This window comes from Escherichia sp. GZ89 (genome assembly GCF_019366485.1).
Lineage (GTDB): Bacteria > Pseudomonadota > Gammaproteobacteria > Enterobacterales > Enterobacteriaceae > Escherichia > Escherichia fergusonii.
The window spans coordinates 163,738-186,958 of the sequence record NZ_JAEOHX010000001.1 but is presented as its reverse complement, the minus strand read 5'-3'; the positions used below and the strand labels follow the sequence as shown (position 1 = coordinate 186,958).

The following is a 23,221-nucleotide window of genomic DNA, read 5'->3' as shown; positions in this document are numbered from 1 at the left end:
TTACTCCTGACCCGGATTCAAACGGCGGCGGCTGATAATGCGCAGTATTCGCCACAACACCCATGCCAGTAGCATCACACTACTCGCAGCCATCACCGCCAGTAAAACAGGATGATTCGCCAGGGTATACTGCAGCCGCTCATACCATGGCAAATGACCAACATAGTAAATATTGCCCGACCGCAGACTTTCAACGCCTGAATCACGAATAATCGCCAACGAACCAGATATCCCGGCGCGTTTTGTGCTGTCATTCAGAGCATTATTAAGCAACTGATAATCCTGAGCATTCTCTGCCAGTAACGCCACTACACTGCGCTTTTCGTGCCACGGGGACTCAAATCCTGTCACCATTGCCATTGCAGCGGAGGAGCTAAGCGTTGTCTGAGTTTGTTTAAGTGCAATATTGTTAGCGTCTTTCAGATTCTCCGGAAGTGCGCCAATAAGCAAAATATCCGCATCTCTGCGTTCAATAGCACGACTATCATCAGTTACCGTGAGATTGATAGCAGGAAACCCGGTGTGTGCTCCGATTAACGCAACCGTATTTAACAGCGTGGACACTGGCGCTTCGTCTGGCGCTTTTGGCATCAGAACGAGCGTTTCTGAGAGATCCGCCATCCGGCTGAACGGAAACCCCGTGTGTGCAAACACCCGTAAATCTGGCATTGCCAAAAAGTGATGGTACTTAGAGAAATCGATCGTCGAGTCATCAGCAATTACCGCATGATTCTCAATCATCCGATAATTCATACAGCGCTTATCTGCCCGTTCTGGCAACGCATTTTTAAACTCGAAGTTAAAACGCAGACGATTAGTTTCCCCTGGTTTTAGCGCAGATACGGGTACTTCAGGATGATCATCTAGTAATTCTTGTAAAAGCGGTAAACGCAACACCTGACGTTGCGCATGGTCGTTCAAGGGTACGGATTGCAGAAACTGGTTGTTCAGGCTGATATCCATCTGCGCACCATCGACCACCGGCGGAGCGGTGTACCGATACTTAAGGTGCATATCGATACCACTGTTGCGCAATAAAAAGAGATCTGGCGGTAAATTCAGTGCCACATCAATTGCCGCAGAATCCACGCCACTGGACTGTAACTGCCCTTCCCAGGTTTTCAGCTCGGCAAACGTAATTGGACGATCAGTACGTACCCAATTTGGCGCATCGTATGGCTTTCGTGCTGCCAGCTGTTTGACATCTTTAACGACCACCCTTTCGCCACGGAATAATATATTGCCCTGAGCAATCCCCTTCGCCGCCATCAGTAGATCCTGATCATCACGCCCCAGGATCAGCAATAATTTATGTTGCGGATAAGCAGGATGCGTCATCATCCCGATCACCGGTGCATCTACTGCCGGGTAATTGTTGAGAAAGTCCGGGCGATTATCGTTAGTGGCAAAAACGATAGCATTACTGGATGGCAGCTGATTGTAATGTACAGGAAATTGTTGCCCACGCCAGGCGGAGCGTGAGCCAAACCATGAGGCAACAATAGCGGCAGCCTGCTGCTGTTCGCTGGCAGGTGATCCGGCAAATACCATCGGTATAATTGTGGGTCCCTCATCATGGGAATCGAAAAACGGTATCGGGAAAAAAGCTAAGTCGTTCTGTAGGGGAATTTTTTGCCAACGAAGCTCCAGCCCACTATTCCCTGAAACGTCCACCCACAGGCTACTGTTGGTCGGGTTCTCACAAGCTTGTCGATAATGGCCAACGAACTCCACTCGCACACGGTTGAAGTTCTTCATATACAGTGGGTTAAGCGTTACCCTGGCATGCGATTTTTTCCCCAGTTGCTCCGATGTAATCGGCAATACATCCATCAACTCATCATTGAGATAGATTTTGAGTTGCGACTGAACAGGCAATAGTGAAGGCGATGGCGTATATTCAAGGTTAAGCAACGCTTTTGTTGCTACCTCGTCACTACGCATTCCGAACTCAATGGTGCCATGCGGATTTACCCCATTGAGCTTCATTTTTCCCAAAGGCGAGATTTGCGCAAAGGAGAGTTTTACCTCGCGTGAAATTTCATCCTGAGTTGAAGAACTACTCGTTGTTGACGGTGTAGCAGCTGCCGCTGGCAGTAACGATATTCCCATTGCCAGTGCATAGATGCAAAAAAGTTTTCTTAGCATTATCAGAAATCTTAAAAACTAATAACAGTGAAGAGACTTTATGAACACAGAAGAAATTAAATAGTCATTTCTTCTTCATCGGAGAAATTAAAAATAATAAGAACTGGTAATAACCTTTTAGAGAAACCCAACAAATAGTCAAAAAGCTTTTTAAAATTTTGTCGCGAGGAAGGCTATTATGCCAGTCACTCCAGAGATTATCTCGCGAAAAAGTTGCCCGTACATAATCGATATGTTCTTTATGCGTCATAGGCAATATTTTCAAACCAATTTTATTTTTAAACGCGTGAACAATTTCAACAGGGATCGCGCACTCCTCATCACCAGTATGTAAATATAAGGTCATTGGTTTATTTTTTTCGATATTCCGATTACCCAGCCTGCTATGAAGCGTGATACCTAATCCTCCCTCAGAAAAATCGATTACCGAACAAGGGTGTCGTGTGCCATTCGTCAGCAACAAGTGACCACTAAACGCGACCTCAATACGAGGCGAAACACGCACTTGCTTTTGCTCAATAGAAACTGCCAGCGTTGCGCCAATAATAATAGTGTTATATACCAGCCACATTAAACATATTGTGTTTAACAGTGCCGCTTCACCATTTAACTCACTAACCTGAATTATGCCTGCTATCAGACCACATAGATTCAAAATAGCAAAAATAACGTATGGGTATGAGATCTGCCAGTCCACATATTTATTGGCGATCAATCCACCTTTGGCAGTGACATTAAAACGCCCTTTCGCCGGGGCAATTAGTGCCACCAGTGTCGGTAGCGTAATATACCATGCCAGCACCATCTCATAAATTTCATTCCAGAACGAATGGCGGTATTTACCCTGAATCCGTGAATTAATCAATACCACAATAAACAGATACGGCAAAACATAGGACATAATATCGGTGACAGTAGCATCGATAAGCCCTACGGAGAAAAAAATGGGGCACAGTGGTGCACAAAGAAAAATTAGTCGTGGTACGCCTGACAAAAAATGCATCATGCTGCTGAGATAACACAGACGCTGAGATAGTTGCAGGCCTTTTCCCAACAACGGGTTGTCGATACGTAAAATTTGTATCATGCCGCGCGCCCAACGTATGCGTTGCCCGATATGTGCCGATAATGTTTCAGTTGCAAGACCAGCAGCTAATGGATAGCGCAAATACGCTGAACTGTAGCCAAGACGATGCAAACGCAGAGATGTATGCGCATCTTCTGTCACCGTTTCGACGGCAATCCCACCAATTTCATCCAACGGTTTACGACGGATAACCGCGCAAGAGCCACAGAAGAACGAGGCATTCCACGTATCAGTACCATTTTGAATCAAGCCATAAAACAGATGACCTTCATTAGGTTTCTGTCTAAATTTCCCTAAATTTCTTTCAAAAGGATCAGGAGAGAAAAAATGGTGTGGCGTTTGCATCATCGCCAGTTTTTCATCGGCTAAAAACCAGCCCATTGTTCGCTGCAAAAAAGATACCGAAGGAATATGGTCGCAATCAAAAATAGCGACAAATTCACTCTTCGCCAGCTTCAACGCATGATTAATATTTCCTGCTTTCGCGTGTTCATGAGTGCTTCTGGCTACATAACGAATTCCTGTTTCCTCGGCAAAACGGTGAAACGCGTCTCTACCTCCGTCATCTAATAACCAGATGGTGATTTTATCTTCTGGCCAGTTCATCGCTAATGCACCATAAACAGTGTTTTGCACCACTGACAACGGCTCATTATAGGTTGGAATAAAAATATCCACCGATGGCCAGTGTGTTGGATCTGCTGGCAATGGCAAGCTCTCGCGGTTAAGTGGGAAACAAACCTGAAAATAACCCAGCAGTAACACGGCCCAAGCATAGATCTCGGCAATCAGTAGCGTTAACGAGAAGAAAATATCGGGATATTTATCCCATATTAAGGTGGTTGAAATCCGCCAGAAAATATAACGTGATGAGATCAAAATACCGATACCCATCAAGAAAAGCGTAATAAATCTTCCTTTGCCAAAATTGATCAGCAGGACCGCAAAACAAATAATGGTAGATAAAAACGTCTGTTGATAAAGAGTAAGTGGTTGCTCAATCAGCGAGATGAAGATTATACAAAGCGTTATAATAACCAGCAGAAGTAATTTATGATAATGTGGTTTATATTTTATACTCACATCAATTAGTCCTGGATTTAAATGACTTCCTTTCAGATTTGAAACAATTTCGGCATCATTTTTACAGATTATTGCCAGGTAATCTGTGCCCTGCCGTTCTTCTTACTTTTGTATAACCGTTCATCTGCCATCACTTTCAGTCGTTCAATATTGTTGCCACACTCCTCAGTACTGGCGATGCCAATACTGCAACTACAATTCAAGCCCCCCATCCTGAATCTGACAATATGACTAAGCATGTGTAGCAAGGCGTTTAAATCATTATCGCGGTAGATAATTGCAAACTCATCGCCACCAAAACGATAAACATCGCCTTTATCACATGGTAATTGTTCTTTAATCAGACCTACCAGTTTAATCAGCACTTCATCACCAAACAAATGACCAAATTTATCATTGATGACTTTAAATTTATCCACATCAAACAAACATAAAAAGCCGAAATTTTCACTCAAGTCGTTAATATCACTATCGAAAATACGACGCACAGAAGCACGAGTGAGGCTGTCATAGGCACCAAAATCATAAATATCGCGGATCATATTAATTTCGCCTGGTGAGAAAAATATATTTTCACCTCTAATCTCATGAAATTGATTTGATAAAATTGCCTCTTTTTCAAGTTGTCCGCGATAGAGAATTTTGCTTAACAATTTGACATGATAATGATAAATCAACCATGTAATCACGGCTGAGATTGCAATCAAAATAAAACAGATGGCGAAATATTTACTTTTTTTGTAGGCCACAATAAACATCATGTCAGGAACATACGATAAGGCACGTGTAGAGGCAGACATGGGGAAAATAGAGTCGCTAATTAAGAAATCGTCTCCCGCTATTCGTTTCTCATTATCGTTGATATCATATAATGAGATAAATAAATCCTGTCTTTTTTCAGTCTGTAATTTCATCAGCGAAAGATAACGTTCAGGATCAACAACGAATATTAATGACATTCTGTAACCCACCGGGTGTTGATAATAGGCATATCCTTTTCCAGAAAATTTAATAATACCAATCTGGTGGTGATTATTAACTTTGAAAGCAGTCATTATTTCTTTGCAATAATCACCACCTTTCATGGTAATATTGATACAATGATCATTATTAATAAAAAATGGACCTATATCATACAAATAGCCAGGAGCAGGTTGCTCTGCATAACTTTGCCGAATGTGGTTCAAAAAATCTTCTGGGTTAGAATTAATTTTATCTAATAAGTTAGTCGCGACAGCACGCCGATATTCTGACACATTGGCAACAGAAAGACCATTATCCACAATAGCCGTTTTTACGGCGTTTATTTTACTCTTAACATTTTCAGTATATAGCGTACATGTTATCGCTGATATAAAAACAAAACATAGCACACTAATACCTGCTGCTTTATTCTTATACTTAAACATTGTCTTAACTTCTTTTCTGTGGTTTGCTATCGATATGCCATTCAGAGAATGGTAACGGCTTTTGATACAGGTATCCTTGTACCTGTGAGAAGCCCAATTTTTGTAATTCTTTTGCCTGATGTTCTGTTTCCACACCTTCAGCGATAACGGGTAGATTTTCTTCTCGGGCAAAACTGGAAATAAACCATACTATCCGGTTGGTTTCATCAAATACCCCGGAAGTAAACTCGGAGTCGATTTTGATACTGTCGGGTTTAACTTTGTAGAGTTTCTTCAAGTCAGCAAGCCCACTACCAAAATCGTCCAGCGCAATTTTGATACCGTTACCTTTTAACACAATAATATTGTTATAAAAGCTGTCATTAATCTCTTTTACTGCTGATTCAGTGATCTCAAGACAAATTTGTCCGGCATTAATATTGAAATCTTTAATCAACTGCAAAACACGATGATGAAAATCGAAGTCATTTAACTGCCAGGGAGAAACATTAATATGCAATAAAAAATCATCACTAATCACATACTCATTACTGAACTGGCTGAATTCGCGAATAGCATTCTCAAGTATATAATCACCTAGCTCTTTAATCAGTCCAATATCTTCAGCGATAGACACAAATACAGCCGGGGAGATAAAACCATACTCAGCTGAGTTCCACCGGCACAGCGCTTCCGCTCCCACGACTTCGTTGCTGTCGATATTAACGATCGGCTGATACACCAGATAAAATTCACCACGGCTGATTGCCTGTTTTATATTGCTTGCCACCCATACCTTTTGATCTAATTCGTGAAGTTTAATATCATCATAATACAGAAATTCAGATTGTTTATTTTCGCGCATAGCTGTCATCGCTAATTTTAATTTACCTTCATATATAGACACATCTTTCCCGGAAAAGGTTTCACAAAGTGCTGTTTTATGCACATAAATATTCCGCAGGCAAAATATATTTTCCGGGAGATTAAGAATTGAGAAGTTAGAAATAAATTCTTCACAATCTGTATAGCAAAGCAATAAATATCTGTCGTTTGATATTTTAATAATATCACAGTGAGATGAATATTTTGCAGAGATTTTCGACTTTAACTCACTAATAATAGCATTGTATTTCTCGCTACCATAAATGGCTTCAGCAAACTCAAGCCCGTAAAGACAAATCATTCCTGCTGCAACATAATCTTTGTTATTGGTTTCAATAACCGCTGTATTGATATAAAAACTGGTCCCCTGTTCGTAGGAAACCAAATTTAACATACGTTCAATTCTTTCTTTATATTTCTCACCAATGGTATTGATAATTTTCTTAAGTTCAACAATTTCTCGGCTATCTTCGGTTGAAATATCTACTTTATCTTCCTTGTAGACTGAATTGCCTAAATGTTCCAGATTACGCACCAGTTTACCTGACTCACCACTAATTTTTCGGGTAATTACAATGATGATGTACCAGAGCAGAAAGAAGCAGACAATTCCACTCATAAACATTAAGACAAAACTTTTATTCAGATAGGATAACTTACTGTTAAGAGCATAGAAATAGTGAAATTTAACATCAGGAAGTTTAGGTAATATAATGACTTTCTCAAGATACTCATCAGTATCATTACTGGTTCTGTATTCACCATTAGTATCTTTAACGATAAGATGTAGCGTTGATTCCTCATTCCCGCCGATAATTCGGCCATTATTTTCTAAAAAGATAATATCGCCTGGTTTCCCCTGAGCATTTAAAAAATTCGTCAAATATTTCTCATCCAGATCCAAATGAATAAGTTTGATTGCAAAATTGTTTTTTTCATTTTCTGAAGGAGACAAAGAGAATGTAAAGCATTTTTTACCGGGCATACCATAACAATCGTACCATGATGCCCATTTGCTAACCGCACCTGGAGGAATGTCATTCCACGGACGAGATAGAGGGTTAAAGTTCTCATCAATTACTTCACCATCGGCGCCAGTCAGTGGTCTGCCAGGGACAAATTTCGCCTGTAATTTTATTTCACCACCGGGCGTGCGAATGAAGCTATAATATTTACCATTATTCATCATCAGGCCAACCAGATTTATGCCCTCTATTTTTGCCATACGATGAATTAATGCACGTTTGATCTCTTCTTCATCCTGTAACAGATAAAGTGCATCTTTTAGCGCATCAGCTTCTTTTTCTACTTTTGAAAAATAATTGCGTAAATTGTTCCGTAATAATTCCTGGTGATTCTTTGAAGAACTTTCTGCAATTTTTTTGTGAAAGTCAAAGGCAGTAAAAAGACTCAGCAAAATATAAACAGCAATGGCGACAGTAATTGCGAATTTGAAACTGGAGTTAACTTTTTCGGAAATACTATACATAAATGATGAGTTCTAAATGATATGCTGGAAACTATATTAAGAAGATAATTTTTATATCCCACACACTTCAAGTTGCAGGTACTGCGACTGCAATTCGAACTATTTAGTCGTTTATTCTCTTATTCAATGATCTAAATTGTAACCCATGTGACATTAAACATCATTAATTGTTCCCATATACGATTGTTAACCTGAATAACGCCCACGCTACCGCCTTTCGTGTTTTTAACGAAATGAGATATAGGGTACAAACAGTCAGGCTCTGGCTATGCAATTAAGAGCCGGTCCCGTTAGATATTTATTTGAATTAAACGATCCATGTTTGGCAGGAGAGGAAGGAGTAATACTTTCCTGGTAAATTACCGCTGAGTTACATGAGTATGCTGTGGTGATATTTTAACCTTCAGTCGTGCAATAAAAGCCCCGTCATGGTTAAAATATGACTTACAATGTTTAATAAACAGCTTCTTCACTACAAAGAGTGATCGGGTAACTTCAAACGGAGAATATGACAGCCTGATAAATCCTTTGACCCAACATTTTATTTTTAACTTTCTGCAATGTGAAGCCATTGATTACATAAGCATTTTCCTTTTATGTTGATTTTGTATGGCTTTTTATGTTGACAGACATAAACAAATTAGAATATATCACTAAAATATCTTGCATATGTGACATATTATAAACGATAACTACACAATGCTTAGTCACTTAATCTTAATCAATGAAAATTGTAAATCTTGATATAAATCAAAATAAAGCATTAATCACCGAATGAATTTGTTTGTTTATTAGCCAGTATCGCTTGTTTCTTCAACACCATCAGACTGAATTACAATAATAATGAAATTAATCACTCACATTATCAGTTTAATTTAAATTATCACCCAGATACAAAAAACGCCAATATCTAAAATTATTAAAAATTAAGCGTTAATATGATGGCATTATTAAAATTTTAATAATCGACGCTTTAAAAGTTCATCTCTTTCACTAAATAAAATATACCGGGCTGCAACTTGTAACTTTTCGAGGATATAAAAAAAAGCAGACATATGCCTGCTTTCTGTAATTTATGATTAAGCCCTAACGAGGCCGAATGCCTTCAAGAATAATCCGCTGCACATTCTCAACAGTCTGATTAAAAAATATCTCATCACGCAGGGTTGCACCTGTTACTGCCTCCACTTGAGGGGCAAAATCAGCATAATGCTGAGTGGATGCCCATATCATAAAGATCAGATGTTGCGGATCGATCGGCGCCAGTTTGCCGCTATTCACCCACCCCGCGATCAACGCCGATTTCTCGTCAATCAACGCCTTGAGATCACCCGATAATTCATCCATCAGTAACGGCGCACCTGCCAGCATTTCCATACAGAACAGCCGCGATGCCTGAGGATAATCACGGGAAACTTCAAGTTTCAGGCGGATGTATTCTTTAATCGCTGCCAGCGGTGCAAAATCCTCATGAAACGCCTTTAACGGTGCCAGCCAGATATCAAGGATCTGACGTAACACGGCAATATAAAGGGCCTCTTTTGACGGGTAATAATAAAGCAGATTCGTTTTCGACACTCCCGCCAGCTCGGCAATCTGTTCCAGTCTGGTGCCGTGAAAACCATATTGTGAAAAAGTATCCAGTGCTGCGCTTAAGATCGCTTTTTTCTTCGCACTCACTGCCTGCGAACGTTTACCTGTTGCTTTCACTGCGCCTTGTGCCATGCGCTCTCCCCTCTTTTCATATGGGCAACAGGATAGCAAAAGGCCTGTCCGGCCTCGACCTTCTGCATTCAGATTGCAGCTGAATGCAGAATTTATGAACGGGCAACAGAGAACAGTTGTTGAATTTAAAGACAAAAAAACCGCCGGGGCTACCGGCGGTGGTGGCTTAATGACGCTCTTCAGACAAAAACGCATTCGTCATTAACTAAGCCTGGCTAGCTGTCGCTCTTACCGTGACTGCTTTTGCCACCTTTTTTTCCTGCTTCAGATGCGCGCTGCGGGTCATTTTTGAAATTCCCCCCGCTGTGCTGTCCACCTTTTTTACCTGCTTCTGATGCTCTTTCGCGGTCTTCTGCAAAATTGCCTGAACCGCCTCGATGGTTTGCCATCACTGACCTCCGTCATCATATTGCATGGATTGAACGCGGCGTATGGCGGCTGCCATATTTTCGCTACGTGGGACTAAGCTTAGTGAAGTGACGCGGACAGGTCGGCGTTTGGTAATATCCTGCAATAGCTTCTTAGCAAGAATTAATATCATTTCGAATAATCACCTATAACCTACTCTTATGATTAAAAAAACGCTATGGGATAAAAATGTATCATTTTGCGACAAATTTACGCGCTTGTGAAAATTGTTATAAATCAAATAAGTGGTTGTGAAATTTGCACTCTGAAAAGGACGTCTTATCTTTAAAAGAGTGGTAGCGAATCGCTACGGAATAGAGATAACACGAGGAGTGGTTAGAAATGGCTAAAGTTCTGGTGCTTTATTATTCCATGTACGGACATATTGAAACGATGGCGCGTGCCGTCGCGGAAGGCGCAAGCAAAGTCGATGGCGCAGAAGTTATCGTTAAGCGTGTACCGGAAACCATGCCGCCGCAATTATTTGAAAAAGCAGGCGGTAAAACGCAAACTGCCCCCGTTGCAACTCCGCAAGAACTGGCAGATTACGACGCCATTATTTTTGGTACACCGACCCGCTTTGGCAATATGTCGGGCCAGATGCGTACCTTCCTGGATCAGACGGGTGGCCTGTGGGCTTCCGGCGCACTGTACGGAAAACTGGCGAGCGTCTTTAGCTCCACGGGTACTGGCGGTGGTCAGGAACAAACCATCACATCCACCTGGACGACCCTTGCGCACCACGGCATGGTGATTGTCCCTATTGGCTACGCAGCGCAGGAATTATTTGACGTCTCGCAGGTTCGTGGCGGAACGCCGTACGGCGCAACCACCATCGCAGGCGGTGACGGTTCACGCCAGCCCAGCCAGGAAGAACTGTCTATTGCTCGTTATCAAGGGGAATATGTCGCTGGTCTGGCAGTTAAACTTAACGGCTAATCTTCAACAGGAGGATACGCATGCCAACTCAAGAAGCGAAAGCTCATCACGTCGGTGAATGGGCATCTCTGCGCAATACGTCGCCGGAAATAGCCGAGGCCATTTTTGAAGTCGCCGGGTATGACGAAAAAATGGCGGAGAAAATTTGGGAAGAAGGTAGCGATGAAGTGTTAGTCAAAGCCTTTGCTAAAACCGATAAAGATTCGCTTTTTTGGGGCGAACAGACCATCGAACGTAAAAACGTTTAATCCTGAACCTCCCCCGTTTCTCTGAATTGCGCCCCAAAAGCTGGGCACCCAACTGATTAAGGTGCAGTTCATTCCTCACGGGGGAGTTTTCTGTTATTTCACCGCTTCATTCAACACGCTATCAAACTTATCCATTGGGCAAAAACCGTTGGCATCTATCGGGCAGCCGGTTAATTCCAGCGTCACGCGCTGAGCCGGAGCCTGCAACGTTAACGCATCGGCATTACGCAACTGTTCCGCACTCTGGTACACATACTCGATTTTCATTAAATCGCGATTAGCTTTGTTGTCATGCCAACGCTGGAAAACGATTTTGCCGCCAATCGGCGTGCGTTCGTTCTGGTCATGCAACTGATACGGTTTGAAATCAAGTGCCGTTAACAGAGAGGCAATGTTTGAGTCGTGCCCAACCAGCACAGTGATTTTTGGTGCACTGGCGCGATCTGTCACCAGCGCTTTGTCGATATAACTGACCAGTGGTTTCGCAACATTGCGCGCCACTTCCGGTGAAGTAAACAGGCTATCCTGGTAACCATTTTTCAGTTTCGACAATACCTTCCACTGCTGATCTGATTTGATCTCTCCCCACGCCACCTGATCCATCGGGAAACCTTCGTAGTATTGCAAAGTAAACGCATCTACCAGCGAGTTGCCGACTTTCAGCGGCCCGGAAACGCCCGGTTCTTGTTGATACTTCGCGCTAAAGGTGTTTTTACCATCCACCAGCGAACACTGCTGTTTCTCTTTACAGGCAGGAGAATCTTTATAGTTAACGATTTTTTCCAGTAGCTTGTAGCTGTCGGTAAGCTGGAGTTTGCCGAGCTCTTTCTCCATTGCCGCCACCGCCTGCTCACTGAATGCGGCAGAATCATCGGTGATCACCGGGTTAAAGGTTGGGTCCATGGTGCCCATTTTTTCCTGGTGGTGGACCGGAATGTCACACCCAGGGAATGCGCCAGTAATAAAGAATTGTGCGGTAGCGACGGTACGTTGCAGGCTGTTGGCATAGGCATAAACGGTGTCAGGCGGCGGGCATTCCCCCGAATTCACCATCCCCTGCTCTGCCAGCCACTCACGCATATAGTGGCCCATATACACTTCCAGCACACCGCCTTTGGTGGTGAGTTGCCCACCGGGAACGTCCCACTGCGGCCATTTATTCGGTGTGGATTGTTCCAGCACACTGCCGTTATTTGCCAACGGTGCACGTAAATTATGACGGCTCATCAGCAAGACTTGTTGTAACTGATAGCCTTCCGGTGTGGTCTGTGCCTGCGCATTCGAAGAGAGTAAAACCATCCCTGCCACAGCTGCGGCGATTACTGTTTTTTTCATTCCTCGCACCTCTTTTGTCATCAATGATTAAAGAGTGTGACAGAAATATGACATTTTTCCGGGAACAGGTTCGCAAATTGACAGATGACGAGACGGGAAACCGTCAGGCGATAACGGACAGTAGTCGCGCTATCGCCTGGTTTGTATCGTTAAACTAATACCTGAAACAGCAAGGCAAAAAGAATGATATTGGCAATGACAATAGCCCAACCGTTATAAAGCATATATTTCAGGTGAGTAGATTGCGCCAGCCCCATTTGACCAAACATATCCGATGAAGGGAAAGGCCCAAACCAGTCCACTTGCGATGAGGCTAATAATACTGCCGTTGTTCCCTGAGGTGGCACCCCCGCAGCCATCAGCATCGGACCAAATATTTTGTGCGTAAAGGTCATCTGAGCAACAGCAGCGCCGGGCACATGACCGATAATATTAAAGGCAAAAATACAAAAGCAAAGCCATGCCGGAGATATCCCGGTTAACAGTGGTTGGGTGTATTCGAGCAATCCCTGATACGCCTGCAGGCTATCCATAAGTTCCAGAATCGGGTTATACAACCAGTAGAGCAGAAACATCCACACCAGTCTGCCACAACCTTTATACAGCGCTTGCAAGATCCCGGTTGGGCTTAATCCGCCCACCAGCCCGGTGATTAACGCCACCAACAGCATAACGATAATAGCAAAACTAAAACCTGCTTTTATCACTACGCCAATAACCGCCATCACAATGATGGTTGCAGCAAATGCCAGGGCGCTGAGTTTGCGACGACGATCGCGGGCAGGATCCTCTTCTTCCCGAGTTTTCTCTGAGAGATCCACTTCGTAGTGTAATTTTCCTTCCGTCATCTTCTGAATTCGCCCGGCCATTATCCAGCCAGCAAATAACGTCACGGCGCTCATTGGTAGCCCGACGTACATCAGGTATTGCGGATAAGTCAGGCCGCCGAGTTGTAAAATCGTCACGGTACTGGGAGTAAATGGCCCGGTAAACAATCCCACTGACCCCGCCGTCATCATCAGTGCAGCCACCGTAGGCGGTGTCAGCCGTACTGCCGCCGCGACAGGAATAATCACCGCGACAATAATGGCGTTGCCGCCTGCCATTGTGCCCAGCGCGCCACAGATGAGAATGGATGACACGACGATACCAAATTTGACCCGTGTCTGGCTGGAAAGCCCGATACGATGTACCACAAATTTGACCAGTTCAACGGCGGCTCCGGTACGTGTTGCCACTTCACCGACACCGGCGCCAAGCATAATGATCAGACCAACAGTGGCGATAAATGATCCTGTCGATTTTGCCAGCATGGTGCCCATTTCAGGTAACCCGGTGGAGGTCATTATCATCGCAATAATAATCGATGAAATAACCGCCAGAACAATATCGACGCCTATCAACGAGAGCACCGCTAACGCCACCAGTGGTGTAAAACCAAGCAGCCCGAGTTCATTACCTGGACGCCCCTGACACCAGAACGCGGTCAGTAAAAAGGCAATCAACAACAAGCCAATAATGACATTCTTTTTAGTGATATTTTGTCTGGTTAGCGAACCACCAGCGAGCATTGAGTCACTCATATAACTCCTTAACCCCATCGAATCGACTTTCAATATCAGCCGATGTATTTGGACAGCTCAGAAAATATCCCCCCTCGTTATTATTGTTAGCAAAATGCACTGAGGGTTTGTCCGGGTACTACAGGTATTATTCTGAGTTCGTAATTAACCCCTTTAGGTGGGCAAATAACGCATTGTTACCAGAACAGGCGTTACAGATTAAATTTATGTTAACTTGGCGTTACCATGAAATGACTTTTTATCTACCGTCTATAACTCTGGGTTAACTCTTAATGAAACTGCGCCACCTGGAAATCTTCTATGCTGTGATGACATGCGGGACACTTTCACGGGCAGCGGAATCGCTGAATATTTCCCAGCCGGCCGCCAGTAAAGCGTTAAAAAACGCTGAGCAAAAACTCGGTTTTCAGCTCTTTCAGCGAGTACGTGGCAAGCTTCTTCCAACCAGCGAAGCGCTCACACTTTTTGAAAAAGCGCAGTCGATTTATCACGAACTCGACAACCTGCGACTGCTGGCCGATAACCTGACGCGAGATCCGCGAGCCAGAATAGCCCTGGGATGCCTGCCAAGCCTGGGATTAAGTCTGGTGCCAGAAATAGTCACTGCGTTTTACCAGCAGAATGCGAATCTGGTAATGACACTGACGACAGAACACACCGAAACGTTGGTTAAAAAACTTGATCTCCGTGAGATTGATCTGGCCCTGACGCTACAGCCGATTCAACAGGGGGAGATTATGACGACGCTGATAGCCGAAGTTCCGCTGGTTTATATAGACCGGGACTATCGCCAGGGCGCAGTAGAAATAGACAAGATTGACCAGCAACGCTGGATTTCTCCCGGCCCCTATTCCCTTTCCGATGCAATAGCCAAACGGCGTGACTTTTTGACGACGCGCCTGAATGTCCAGACCTATTACATGGCGACGGAATTTGTAAAACGCGGAATGGGATGCAGTATTACCGATATTTTCTCTGCCCGTCATAACCTCCCGGCAGAGACGATTCATCCCATCGCCCCGCCAATGAAAATTGATCTTTGCTTGCTACGCCGTGCCGACGTTTCACTTAGCCCCATTACACAAAAATTTGTCGATTTCCTCTGTCAACAATTACGTCAGCAACTGCGAGCCATTAACCTTGAGTTATACCCTGAAAATAAAAAGTCAATTGCTCCTCAGACCTAAATGCTTTGACATAACCCCAACGCATTTATTAGCGGTGGATATCTCAGGTGATGAAAAAACGCATTGTAGTTATTGGCGGCGGGGTAATTGGTCTGGCAACAGCATGGGTGCTGGTAAAACAGGGCCATCAGGTGCAATTGTTAGAACGCAACAGCCAGGCAGGTGTCGCCACCAGTTTCGCTAACGGAGGGCAACTCAGTTATCGCTACGTTGCTCCTCTGGCGGATAAAGGCGTACCGATGCAGGGGCTTAAATGGATGGGGAAAAGCAACTCCCCCCTCAATATGCGTTTGCGCATGTCATTTAGCCAGTGGCGCTGGTTGCTGGAGTTTTTACTGGCCTGCAATAGCCGGACAAATAAACTCAATGGCGACCATATTTTACGCTTATCACTGTTAAGCCGTCAGGTCATGGAAGAGTGGCTGCTGGAAGATAATCTTGATGATTTTCACTGGCGCCGTTCTGGCAAACTGATTATTCATCGCCGCCCGCAAGATTTAGCCAAAGCGGCAAAAGGCATTAATCCGCAATTTCAACAGGCGTTATCACGCGAAGAGTGCGTTCATCTGGAACCAGCACTAAAACATATTAGTCATTCATTGTGTGGCGGTATTTACTCCCCTGGCGATGAAACGGCGGACTGCTATAAGTTCTGCCAGGCATTACTTGCCAAACTGAATGCCAGCGCAAATTTTTCGCTACAAACCGATTGTGAAGTTTTGCAGTTGAATAAAAAAGGCGAGCGCATTGATTCCCTTACCACCAGCACAGGAACACTGGTTGCTGATGATTATGTCGTTGCCGCGGGTAATGGCAGTAAGCATTTACTTGCCGGAACCGGGACTCACGTACCGCTCTGCGGTCTGAAAGGTTACAGTCTGACGCTCCCCTTTCCACAAGAAATGGGGATCGCACCGCAAATCAGTGTCACCGACTATGGTCATAAAATTGTCTATGCCCGCCTCGGTGACCGGTTGCGTATCGCCGCTATGGTCGATATTGGCTATGACGGTAATGAACTGCGCCCTGAACGAATCAATGCCTTAAAGCAGATCGTAGCTTCCAGTTTTCCGCAACTGCAAGGCATCGATGATGCCGAATTATGGACAGGTATGCGTCCATCCACCCCTGCGGGTCCGCCACTATTAGGACGGGCGAAATATCAAAATCTGTGGATGAATCTTGGTCAGGGCAGTCTGGGCTTTACGCTGGCGGCAGGTAGTGCCGTGGTGTTAGGCGCTCTGCTGTCGGGCGAAGATCCCGTAATTTCCCTTGATGGACTGACATGGAGCCAATCAGCTTGAATATCAAACGTAATAACCCACAACCTCGTCTTGCCGCCAGTGTGGAATATGGCAATCTTGTATTTCTCTCCGGCCAGACACCGAAGAGCAATACTCCTGACATCGCGCAACAAACGCGCGAAGTGCTGGAGAAAATCGACGCATTACTTGCTCAAGCTGGTAGTGATAAATTTCATCTCTTGTCCGCTCAGGTATGGTTAAAAGATATCAGCCGCGATTTTACCGATTTCAACGACGTATGGGTTAACTGGATGCCAGAAGGATATAGCCCGGCACGTGCTGCCGTGCAGGCTGAGATGGCCCGCCCGGAGATTCTGGTTGAAGTGATGGTCACTGCGGTAAAAGCGGGATAATCCCCCATTGTCAGCCCCCTGCCAACATCGTCATGGGGCTTAAACGCCCCCTCTTTTACCTGCCAACATTCAGGCTGAAAATATCATTTTTAGTTATGTTTTTTTCACTGCCCTACGATTTTTTCTGATTTCCCCTACACTTAACACTGATACCTTGTCAGGGGTTTCCCTTTGTCTGTATTGATTTACGCGAGATAATGCTATGGAATTAAAGGATTATTACGCCATTATGGGCGTGAAACCGACGGACGATCTCAAGACAATCAAGACCGCCTATCGTCGACTGGCCCGTAAGTACCATCCCGATGTCAGCAAAGAGCCCGATGCCGAAGCCCGCTTCAAAGAAGTCGCTGAAGCCTGGGAAGTATTGAGTGACGAGCAACGCCGTGCTGAGTACGACCAGATGTGGCAGCATCGCAACGATCCACAATTCAATCGTCAATTCCACCATGGTGATGGGCAAAGCTTTAATGCCGAAGATTTTGACGATATTTTCTCGTCGATCTTTGGTCAACATGCTCGCCAGGCACGTCAACGTCCGGCTACGCGTGGCCATGATATCGAAATTGAAGTGCCCGTTTTCCTTGAAGAGACACTCAGCGAACATAAACGGACTATCAGTTATAACCTGCCTGTCTACAACGCCTTTGGCATGGTCGAGCAGGAGATCCCAAAAACTCTCAATGTGAAAATTCCGGCAGGCGTTGGCAACGGTCAACGTATTCGTCTGAAAGGCCAGGGCACTCCAGGTGAGAATGGCGGACCCAATGGTGATTTGTGGCTGATTATTCATATCGCTCCCCATCCCTTGTTTGATGTGGTAGGTCAGGATCTGGAGATCGTCGTGCCTGTTGCGCCCTGGGAAGCCGCTTTAGGGGGCAAAGTTACGGTTCCAACATTGAAAGAGAGCATTCTGCTGACTATCCCGGCGGGTAGTCAGGCCGGACAACGTTTACGTGTGAAAGGCAAAGGTCTGGTGAGCAAAAAACATACCGGCGATCTCTACGCCGTGCTGAAAATTGTGATGCCACCAAAACCAGATGAAAACGCTACTGCGCTGTGGCAACAACTGGCAGACGCCCAGTCGTCATTTGATCCGCGTAAAGATTGGGGGAAAGCATAATGGCTAATGTGACGGTGAGTTTTACGATTACTGAGTTTTGCCTGCATACCGGTGTTTCAGAAGATGATCTGTATGAGATCGTCGGCTTAGGGGTGGTTGAACCTGCTGATTACAATGAGACAACCTGGATATTTGATGATCATGCGGCAACGGTGGTACGCCGGGCGGTACGTCTGCGTCGGGAGCTGGCCCTCGACTGGCCGGGTATTGCCGTCGCGCTGACACTGCTGGACGATATTGCTCATTTACGTCAGGAAAACCGGCAGTTGCGCCACCGGCTTTCGCGTTTTATTAATCATCCCTGAGAGACTGATTGTAACGCCGGATAATCTGTCATCCGGCGTTTGCGCTCAGAACCCGAGACTATCCAGCAGATCATCAACCTGATCCTGGCTGGCAACCACGCCCGCTTTCGACGTATCGACTTGCGGGCCATTGAGTAAGCTCTCGTTCTCCCGTTTCGGTCGGGCGTCCTGCTCAGGGATGTTTTCCAGTAACACCATCAGTAACTGGCGTTCAATCTCCTGAATAACATCCATCATCCGTTTGATCACCTGTCCGGTAAGATCCTGAAAATCCTGCGCCATCATAATGTCGAGCAGCTGCGCATTGGTAAAACGGGTATGGTCCGGCACTTCCGCAAGAAAACGACGGGTATCAGTGACCAGTTCTCGTGCTTGTGCCAGTTCAATCGGATCGTCAAACCACGCATCCCAGCGTTGGCTTAGTGATTTTGCGCCCTTTTCCATCTCCTCCTGATGCGGCTGCGAGGCTTCAACACTGTTTAACGCCCGCTCTGCCGCCTGCGCGGTCATTTGTACGACATAATCAAGACGATCACGGGCGTCAGGAATGGCTTCTGCCGCTTCGGCAATTGCCCGATCCAGCCCCAACTCCCGTAGACTGTCGCGCAACATGCGAGTCAGACTTCCGATGCGCGCAATTATGTCTGCTGCTGAATGTTCATCAGCAGGTTTAATCGAAGGTTGCATCATCACATCCTCACATGCCCAGTTTCTCAAAGATTTTATTGAGCTTCTCTTCAAGCGTAGCCGCAGTAAATGGCTTGACGACGTAACCACTGGCGCCCGCCTGTGCTGCTGCAATAATGTTCTCTTTCTTGGCTTCTGCGGTGACCATTAATACGGGCAACGTTGACATTGCTCCGTCGGCACGAATGGTTTTCAATAGTTCCAGACCATCCATATTGGGCATGTTCCAGTCTGAAATAACGAAATTAAAGCCACCCATTTGCAGTTTATTCAGTGCATCCACGCCATCTTCCGCCTCTTCCACATTATGGAATCCCAGCTCTTTCAGCAGGTTGCGCACAATACGTCGCATGGTGGAAAAGTCATCCACTACCAAAAATTTAAGTTCTTTATCCGCCATCTAAAACTCCTGATTTAAATACGTATTGCCTGACCGGCACTGATTTTCGCCAGCATCTGCTGACTAATTTGACTGAGATCGAGCACTTCACTGACACCGCCCATATTGATCGCTTCGCGCGGCATCCCGAACACGACACAACTGGTTTCGTTTTGCGCGATGGTCCAGGCTCCGGCCTGATGCATTGCCAGCATACCGCCTGCACCATCGTTGCCCATCCCGGTAAGGATCACGCCAACCGCGTTGCGTCCGGCATTGGCCGCCACCGAATGAAACAGCACATCTACCGAAGGTCGATGGCGGTTCACCGCCGGGCCAGCGTGAATTTTGATTTGATAATTGGCACCACTACGTGCCAGCTCCATATGCCGATCACCCGGTGCGATATAAGCGTGTCCTGGCAAAACGCGCTCGCCATCTTCCGCCTCTTTAACACTAATCTGGCAAATCTTATTCAGCCGTTCAGCAAAAGAACGGGTAAAACCAGGTGGCATATGTTGAGTAATAATCACCGCCGGGCAGGAGAGCGGTAGCGGTTGCAGAACATGACGGATCGCCTCTGTCCCCCCCGTTGAGGCGCCTATGGCAATCAGTTTCTCCGAACTGAGTAATGGCCCGGCTTTTAGCACTGCGGGTGTGGCAAGAGGTTTATGGGCTGTCAGTCTGGCGCGAGAAGCCGTGCGAATTTTTTCAGCAATGGTTTCGCTATAGGCCAACATCCCTTCGCGTATCCCCAATTGCGGCTTAGTCACAAAATCGATAGCTCCAAGCTCCAGCGCCCGCAGTGTAACCTCCGAACCTTTTCCAGTCAGGGATGACACCATCACCACTGGCATTGGTCGCAGACGCATCAGTTTCTCGAGGAAATCGAGTCCATCCATTCGTGGCATTTCAACGTCCAGCGTCAGCACATCCGGGTTAAATTTCTTGATCAGATCCCGCGCCACCAGCGGATCAGGAGCTGTCGCCACCATTTCCATATCGCTGTGACTGTTAATAATCTCGGTCATGATCTGGCGCATAAGCGCAGAATCATCCACCGACAATACTCTGATTTTACTCATACTTTGCCCTTATTTAGCGCATACACCGTCTGTCCGCGCAGGGTGAAATTGCGCACCAGGTGGCTAAAGTTTTCTGAATGACCAGCAAATAGCAGTCCATCAGGTTTCAGGAGTGGCACAAAACGACGCAGAATCTCTTGCTGCGTCGTTTTGTCAAAATAAATCATTACGTTACGGCAGAATATCGCATCGAATGGCCCCGGAACTGCATACTGTCTGTCCAGCAGGTTGAGGCTGGAAAAATCGACAAAATTCACCAGTTCCTGCCGCACTCGCACCAGCCCCTGATGTGGTCCGGTGCCACGCAAAAAGTAGCGTTGGCGTTGCAGTGGAGAGAGCGTTTTCAGCTCTTCGAGGCGATAAATGCCGTTACGTGCTTTTTCCAGGACATCTGTATCGATGTCACTGGCAAAAACTCGCCAGCGCCCCGGTACGAGGCCCAACGTATCAGCAAGCGTGATCGCAATACTGTACGGTTCTTCTCCGGTCGACGCCGCCGCACTCCAGACACGATATTCACCCTGGCGACGACGTGCGTGTTCGGCGAGCACCGGGAAATGGTGCCCCTCCCGAAAGAACGCGGTCAGATTGGTGGTCAGGGAGTTAATAAATGCCTGCCATTCCGGGCTGTTCTGGTCAGCCTCCAGCAAACTGAGATAGTGACCGAAATCAGCTATTCCCAACACCCGTAATCGGCGGACCAGACGGTTGTAAACCATATCCCGTTTGTGATCCGCCAGCACGATCCCCGCACGCTGATAAATTAACTGGCATATCCGACGAAACTGACTGTCGGAGAGCGCCAGGCGCTGAGTCATCTGTGATAAAAACGACGTTTGTCCGTCGGATAGCGATGAGGTCATTGCGCCTTCTCAACCATATTTACGATACAACCGGCGCTGTCAGACGAAATGCCGACACCGCCATCGTCAGGCGACTGGCCTGTTCTTCCAAAGCTGCAGCTGCCGCTGCTGATTCCTGTACCAGGGAGGCGTTCTGTTGTGTGACGCGATCCATTTCCGATACTGCCAGAGCGACTTGATCGATACCCCGGCTTTGTTCATCAGATGCGGAAGCAATTTCGCCCATAATGTCGGTGACACGAGTGACCGCATTGACAATATTGGTCATGGTTTCCCCGGCGCTTTCCACCAGCACAGAACCCGTATCGACACGGGCAACTGAGTCGCTGATTAAGGCTTTAATTTCTTTTGCCGCCTCTGCACTTCGGCTGGCAAGATTACGCACTTCGCCAGCAACCACGGCAAAGCCACGGCCCTGTTCACCCGCACGCGCCGCTTCTACCGCAGCGTTGAGTGCAAGAATATTGGTCTGAAAAGCAATGCCGTCGATAACAGTGATAATGTCAGCAATTTTCTTGGAGCTGTCGGCAATTTCATGCATCGTTTTCACCACGCCATCCACCACTTTTCCGCCATGGCGCGCGGTATCAGAGGCATTTTGTGCCAGTTGCGAGGCCTGACGGGCGTTGTCGGCATTCTGTTTCACCGTGGCAGTCAGTTGCTCCATACTGGCGGCAGTTTCTTCCAGTGCAGAGGCTTGCTGTTCTGTACGGGATGAAAGGTCATTATTACCGGCAGCAATTTCACTGGTGCCCGAGTAGATGGCATCTGAACCATTGCGCACCTGTTTGACTGTTTCAACTAATGAGTCCTGCATTTGATTTAAACTGCGGGCCAACTCGCTCATCTCACTGCGCCCGTCTATGGTCAGCGCTTGCGCCAGATTGCCTGTGGCAATTTCACGAATATGGGCAATGATTTGTGTCAGTGGGATCAGCAGCATCCGACGAATGCCGTACCAGACTGCCAGCAAAATCAGGACTACGACCAGGGCGATCACCGCCAGTTGCCACTGGGCAAAGCGATAATCACTGGCATTATCGAGAATGATATTTTGATAAAGGTTTTCACTGCTTTTTGCATACTGAGCAAACGCTTCGCCCATCGAATTTTGCATACTCTGAGTAGGCTGAGCGAAATAGGCATCCGTATTGCCGTAATCAAGAAAATCAATTAATTCAGTTAATGCGGCATAATAATTTTTGTACTTTTCATCAATATTGCGACTGGCGGTAACCATCTCAGGTAGCGAGTCGATATTTTTAAAGTTTTTATAATGAACAGCAGCCTGCGCCAGCGTTTTTTTAGCGCTTTCAAGTAATTCCATTTTTGCATTACTTTGCTGATGAGATGTATCCATCATCATGCGTACAGCCGAACGACTTAAATTAATGCGCGTCTGTAACATTAATTCCCAGGTCGAGGTCAGTTCCCGTTGCTGTTCCCGCAATTCATTCGAGATGACAAAACTTTCCTGACTGTGGCGTAAAGAAGAAAAAAACAGACCACCAGAAACAAACTGTAACAGTGCAAATACCCCCAGCACCATTATCAGCAGCGTGACTACGCGGATACGGTTAAACATAAGGCACCTTCCTGATAAAGAGTTAACCTCGT

At 45.9% G+C, this 23,221-nt stretch carries 20 protein-coding genes; 7 read left to right on the top strand and 13 right to left on the bottom strand.

Features of this window, described 5'->3' with window-relative positions; genetic code table 11:
• The 6 genes from bcsB to K0335_RS00860 all read right to left on the bottom strand — a co-directional run bounded on the left by bcsB (position 1) and on the right by K0335_RS00860 (position 10,194).
• Positions 1-2,148: a cellulose biosynthesis cyclic di-GMP-binding regulatory protein BcsB gene (gene bcsB, locus K0335_RS00885; RefSeq protein WP_219393691.1), complete on the bottom strand. Its 2,148-nt coding sequence runs from the start codon at positions 2,146-2,148 to the stop codon at positions 1-3.
• A gap of 64 nt (positions 2,149-2,212) precedes the next feature.
• On the bottom strand, positions 2,213-4,318 hold the full coding sequence (bcsA, locus tag K0335_RS00880; RefSeq protein WP_219393690.1) for a UDP-forming cellulose synthase catalytic subunit: 2,106 nt from the start codon (positions 4,316-4,318) through the stop codon (positions 2,213-2,215).
• A 68-nt stretch (positions 4,319-4,386) separates the two neighbouring features.
• Positions 4,387-5,727, bottom strand: coding sequence for a GGDEF domain-containing protein (locus K0335_RS00875; RefSeq protein ID WP_176913002.1), 1,341 nt, complete (start codon positions 5,725-5,727; stop codon positions 4,387-4,389).
• A 4-nt stretch (positions 5,728-5,731) separates the two neighbouring features.
• Positions 5,732-8,080 (bottom strand): EAL domain-containing protein, encoded by a 2,349-nt coding sequence (locus tag K0335_RS00870; protein ID WP_104919643.1) that lies wholly within the window; start codon positions 8,078-8,080, stop codon positions 5,732-5,734.
• A gap of 1,086 nt (positions 8,081-9,166) precedes the next feature.
• On the bottom strand, positions 9,167-9,805 hold the full coding sequence (gene rutR, locus K0335_RS00865) for an HTH-type transcriptional regulator RutR (protein WP_000046883.1): 639 nt from the start codon (positions 9,803-9,805) through the stop codon (positions 9,167-9,169).
• A gap of 215 nt (positions 9,806-10,020) precedes the next feature.
• Complete coding sequence (locus K0335_RS00860) at positions 10,021-10,194, bottom strand: general stress protein (protein ID WP_001273659.1); 174 nt, start codon at positions 10,192-10,194, stop codon at positions 10,021-10,023.
• A 361-nt stretch (positions 10,195-10,555) separates the two neighbouring features.
• Between K0335_RS00860 and wrbA the strand changes: the two genes are divergently transcribed.
• Both wrbA and K0335_RS00850 read left to right on the top strand, forming a co-directional pair.
• Positions 10,556-11,152: an NAD(P)H:quinone oxidoreductase gene (wrbA, locus tag K0335_RS00855; RefSeq protein WP_001151432.1), complete on the top strand. Its 597-nt coding sequence runs from the start codon at positions 10,556-10,558 to the stop codon at positions 11,150-11,152.
• Between the two features lie 20 nt (positions 11,153-11,172).
• A complete protein-coding gene (locus K0335_RS00850; RefSeq protein ID WP_001143120.1) occupies positions 11,173-11,400 on the top strand; it encodes a YccJ family protein in 228 nt (75 codons plus the stop codon).
• A gap of 93 nt (positions 11,401-11,493) precedes the next feature.
• On the opposite strand, the gene agp is transcribed toward K0335_RS00850, so the two are convergent.
• Both agp and K0335_RS00840 read right to left on the bottom strand, forming a co-directional pair.
• Positions 11,494-12,735: a bifunctional glucose-1-phosphatase/inositol phosphatase gene (gene agp / locus K0335_RS00845; protein WP_104919642.1), complete on the bottom strand. Its 1,242-nt coding sequence runs from the start codon at positions 12,733-12,735 to the stop codon at positions 11,494-11,496.
• A 149-nt stretch (positions 12,736-12,884) separates the two neighbouring features.
• On the bottom strand, positions 12,885-14,318 hold the full coding sequence (locus K0335_RS00840) for a gluconate:proton symporter (RefSeq protein WP_046081520.1): 1,434 nt from the start codon (positions 14,316-14,318) through the stop codon (positions 12,885-12,887).
• Positions 14,319-14,590: 272 nt separating this feature from the next.
• Here K0335_RS00840 and K0335_RS00835 point away from each other — a divergent pair, with 272 nt between their 5' ends.
• The 5 genes from K0335_RS00835 to cbpM all read left to right on the top strand — a co-directional run bounded on the left by K0335_RS00835 (position 14,591) and on the right by cbpM (position 18,590).
• Positions 14,591-15,505, top strand: coding sequence for a LysR family transcriptional regulator (locus K0335_RS00835; protein WP_104919641.1), 915 nt, complete (start codon positions 14,591-14,593; stop codon positions 15,503-15,505).
• A gap of 50 nt (positions 15,506-15,555) precedes the next feature.
• Positions 15,556-16,809 (top strand): D-amino acid dehydrogenase, encoded by a 1,254-nt coding sequence (locus tag K0335_RS00830; RefSeq protein ID WP_104919640.1) that lies wholly within the window; start codon positions 15,556-15,558, stop codon positions 16,807-16,809.
• On the top strand, positions 16,806-17,162 hold the full coding sequence (locus K0335_RS00825; protein WP_104919817.1) for a RidA family protein: 357 nt from the start codon (positions 16,806-16,808) through the stop codon (positions 17,160-17,162). Before K0335_RS00830 ends, K0335_RS00825 begins: the two co-directional genes overlap by 4 nt.
• A gap of 202 nt (positions 17,163-17,364) precedes the next feature.
• Entirely contained in the window at positions 17,365-18,285 is a 921-nt protein-coding gene (cbpA, locus tag K0335_RS00820; RefSeq protein WP_000420612.1) for a curved DNA-binding protein, read from the top strand.
• A complete protein-coding gene (gene cbpM / locus K0335_RS00815; protein ID WP_000024555.1) occupies positions 18,285-18,590 on the top strand; it encodes a chaperone modulator CbpM in 306 nt (101 codons plus the stop codon). The genes cbpA and cbpM overlap by 1 nt, the downstream gene beginning before the upstream one ends.
• Positions 18,591-18,635: 45 nt before the next feature.
• Here the strand turns inward: cbpM and cheZ are convergent, their stop codons facing one another.
• Genes cheZ through tar form a run of 5 tightly spaced genes read right to left on the bottom strand, consistent with a single transcriptional unit; the run spans position 18,636 to position 23,189 of the window.
• Positions 18,636-19,280, bottom strand: coding sequence for a protein phosphatase CheZ (gene cheZ, locus K0335_RS00810; RefSeq protein ID WP_000983596.1), 645 nt, complete (start codon positions 19,278-19,280; stop codon positions 18,636-18,638).
• Between the two features lie 7 nt (positions 19,281-19,287).
• The gene (gene cheY / locus K0335_RS00805) at positions 19,288-19,677 is read right to left on the bottom strand and encodes a chemotaxis response regulator CheY (RefSeq protein WP_000763853.1); all 390 of its coding nucleotides are present in this window, start codon (positions 19,675-19,677) and stop codon (positions 19,288-19,290) included.
• A gap of 14 nt (positions 19,678-19,691) precedes the next feature.
• Positions 19,692-20,741: a chemotaxis response regulator protein-glutamate methylesterase gene (locus K0335_RS00800; RefSeq protein ID WP_219393689.1), complete on the bottom strand. Its 1,050-nt coding sequence runs from the start codon at positions 20,739-20,741 to the stop codon at positions 19,692-19,694.
• Positions 20,738-21,604, bottom strand: coding sequence for a protein-glutamate O-methyltransferase CheR (gene cheR / locus K0335_RS00795; RefSeq protein ID WP_000204372.1), 867 nt, complete (start codon positions 21,602-21,604; stop codon positions 20,738-20,740). Before cheR ends, K0335_RS00800 begins: the two co-directional genes overlap by 4 nt.
• 19 nt (positions 21,605-21,623) lie before the next feature.
• Positions 21,624-23,189 carry a methyl-accepting chemotaxis protein II gene (gene tar, locus K0335_RS00790; RefSeq protein ID WP_000483257.1) on the bottom strand — a complete coding sequence of 522 codons (1,566 nt, stop codon included), beginning with the start codon at positions 23,187-23,189 and terminating at the stop codon, positions 21,624-21,626.
• Positions 23,190-23,221: the final 32 nt, after the last annotated feature.

Bases quoted from the DNA above. Each gene is read 5' to 3' on its own strand.
- wrbA (WP_001151432.1), top strand. From the start codon at position 10,556: ATGGCTAAAGTTCTGGTGCTTTATTATTCCATGTACGGACATATTGAA.
- K0335_RS00840 (WP_046081520.1), bottom strand. From the start codon at position 14,318: ATGAGTGACTCAATGCTCGCTGGTGGTTCGCTAACCAGACAAAATATC.
- K0335_RS00850 (WP_001143120.1), top strand. From the start codon at position 11,173: ATGCCAACTCAAGAAGCGAAAGCTCATCACGTCGGTGAATGGGCATCT.
- K0335_RS00800 (WP_219393689.1), bottom strand. From the start codon at position 20,741: ATGAGTAAAATCAGAGTATTGTCGGTGGATGATTCTGCGCTTATGCGC.
- cheZ (WP_000983596.1), bottom strand. From the start codon at position 19,280: ATGATGCAACCTTCGATTAAACCTGCTGATGAACATTCAGCAGCAGAC.
- cbpA (WP_000420612.1), top strand. From the start codon at position 17,365: ATGGAATTAAAGGATTATTACGCCATTATGGGCGTGAAACCGACGGAC.
- K0335_RS00860 (WP_001273659.1), bottom strand. From the start codon at position 10,194: ATGGCAAACCATCGAGGCGGTTCAGGCAATTTTGCAGAAGACCGCGAA.
- cheY (WP_000763853.1), bottom strand. From the start codon at position 19,677: ATGGCGGATAAAGAACTTAAATTTTTGGTAGTGGATGACTTTTCCACC.
- K0335_RS00830 (WP_104919640.1), top strand. From the start codon at position 15,556: ATGAAAAAACGCATTGTAGTTATTGGCGGCGGGGTAATTGGTCTGGCA.
- K0335_RS00875 (WP_176913002.1), bottom strand. From the start codon at position 5,727: ATGTTTAAGTATAAGAATAAAGCAGCAGGTATTAGTGTGCTATGTTTT.
- K0335_RS00835 (WP_104919641.1), top strand. From the start codon at position 14,591: ATGAAACTGCGCCACCTGGAAATCTTCTATGCTGTGATGACATGCGGG.
- agp (WP_104919642.1), bottom strand. From the start codon at position 12,735: ATGAAAAAAACAGTAATCGCCGCAGCTGTGGCAGGGATGGTTTTACTC.
- rutR (WP_000046883.1), bottom strand. From the start codon at position 9,805: ATGGCACAAGGCGCAGTGAAAGCAACAGGTAAACGTTCGCAGGCAGTG.
- cheR (WP_000204372.1), bottom strand. From the start codon at position 21,604: ATGACCTCATCGCTATCCGACGGACAAACGTCGTTTTTATCACAGATG.
- K0335_RS00870 (WP_104919643.1), bottom strand. From the start codon at position 8,080: ATGTATAGTATTTCCGAAAAAGTTAACTCCAGTTTCAAATTCGCAATT.
- cbpM (WP_000024555.1), top strand. From the start codon at position 18,285: ATGGCTAATGTGACGGTGAGTTTTACGATTACTGAGTTTTGCCTGCAT.
- bcsB (WP_219393691.1), bottom strand. From the start codon at position 2,148: ATGCTAAGAAAACTTTTTTGCATCTATGCACTGGCAATGGGAATATCG.
- tar (WP_000483257.1), bottom strand. From the start codon at position 23,189: ATGTTTAACCGTATCCGCGTAGTCACGCTGCTGATAATGGTGCTGGGG.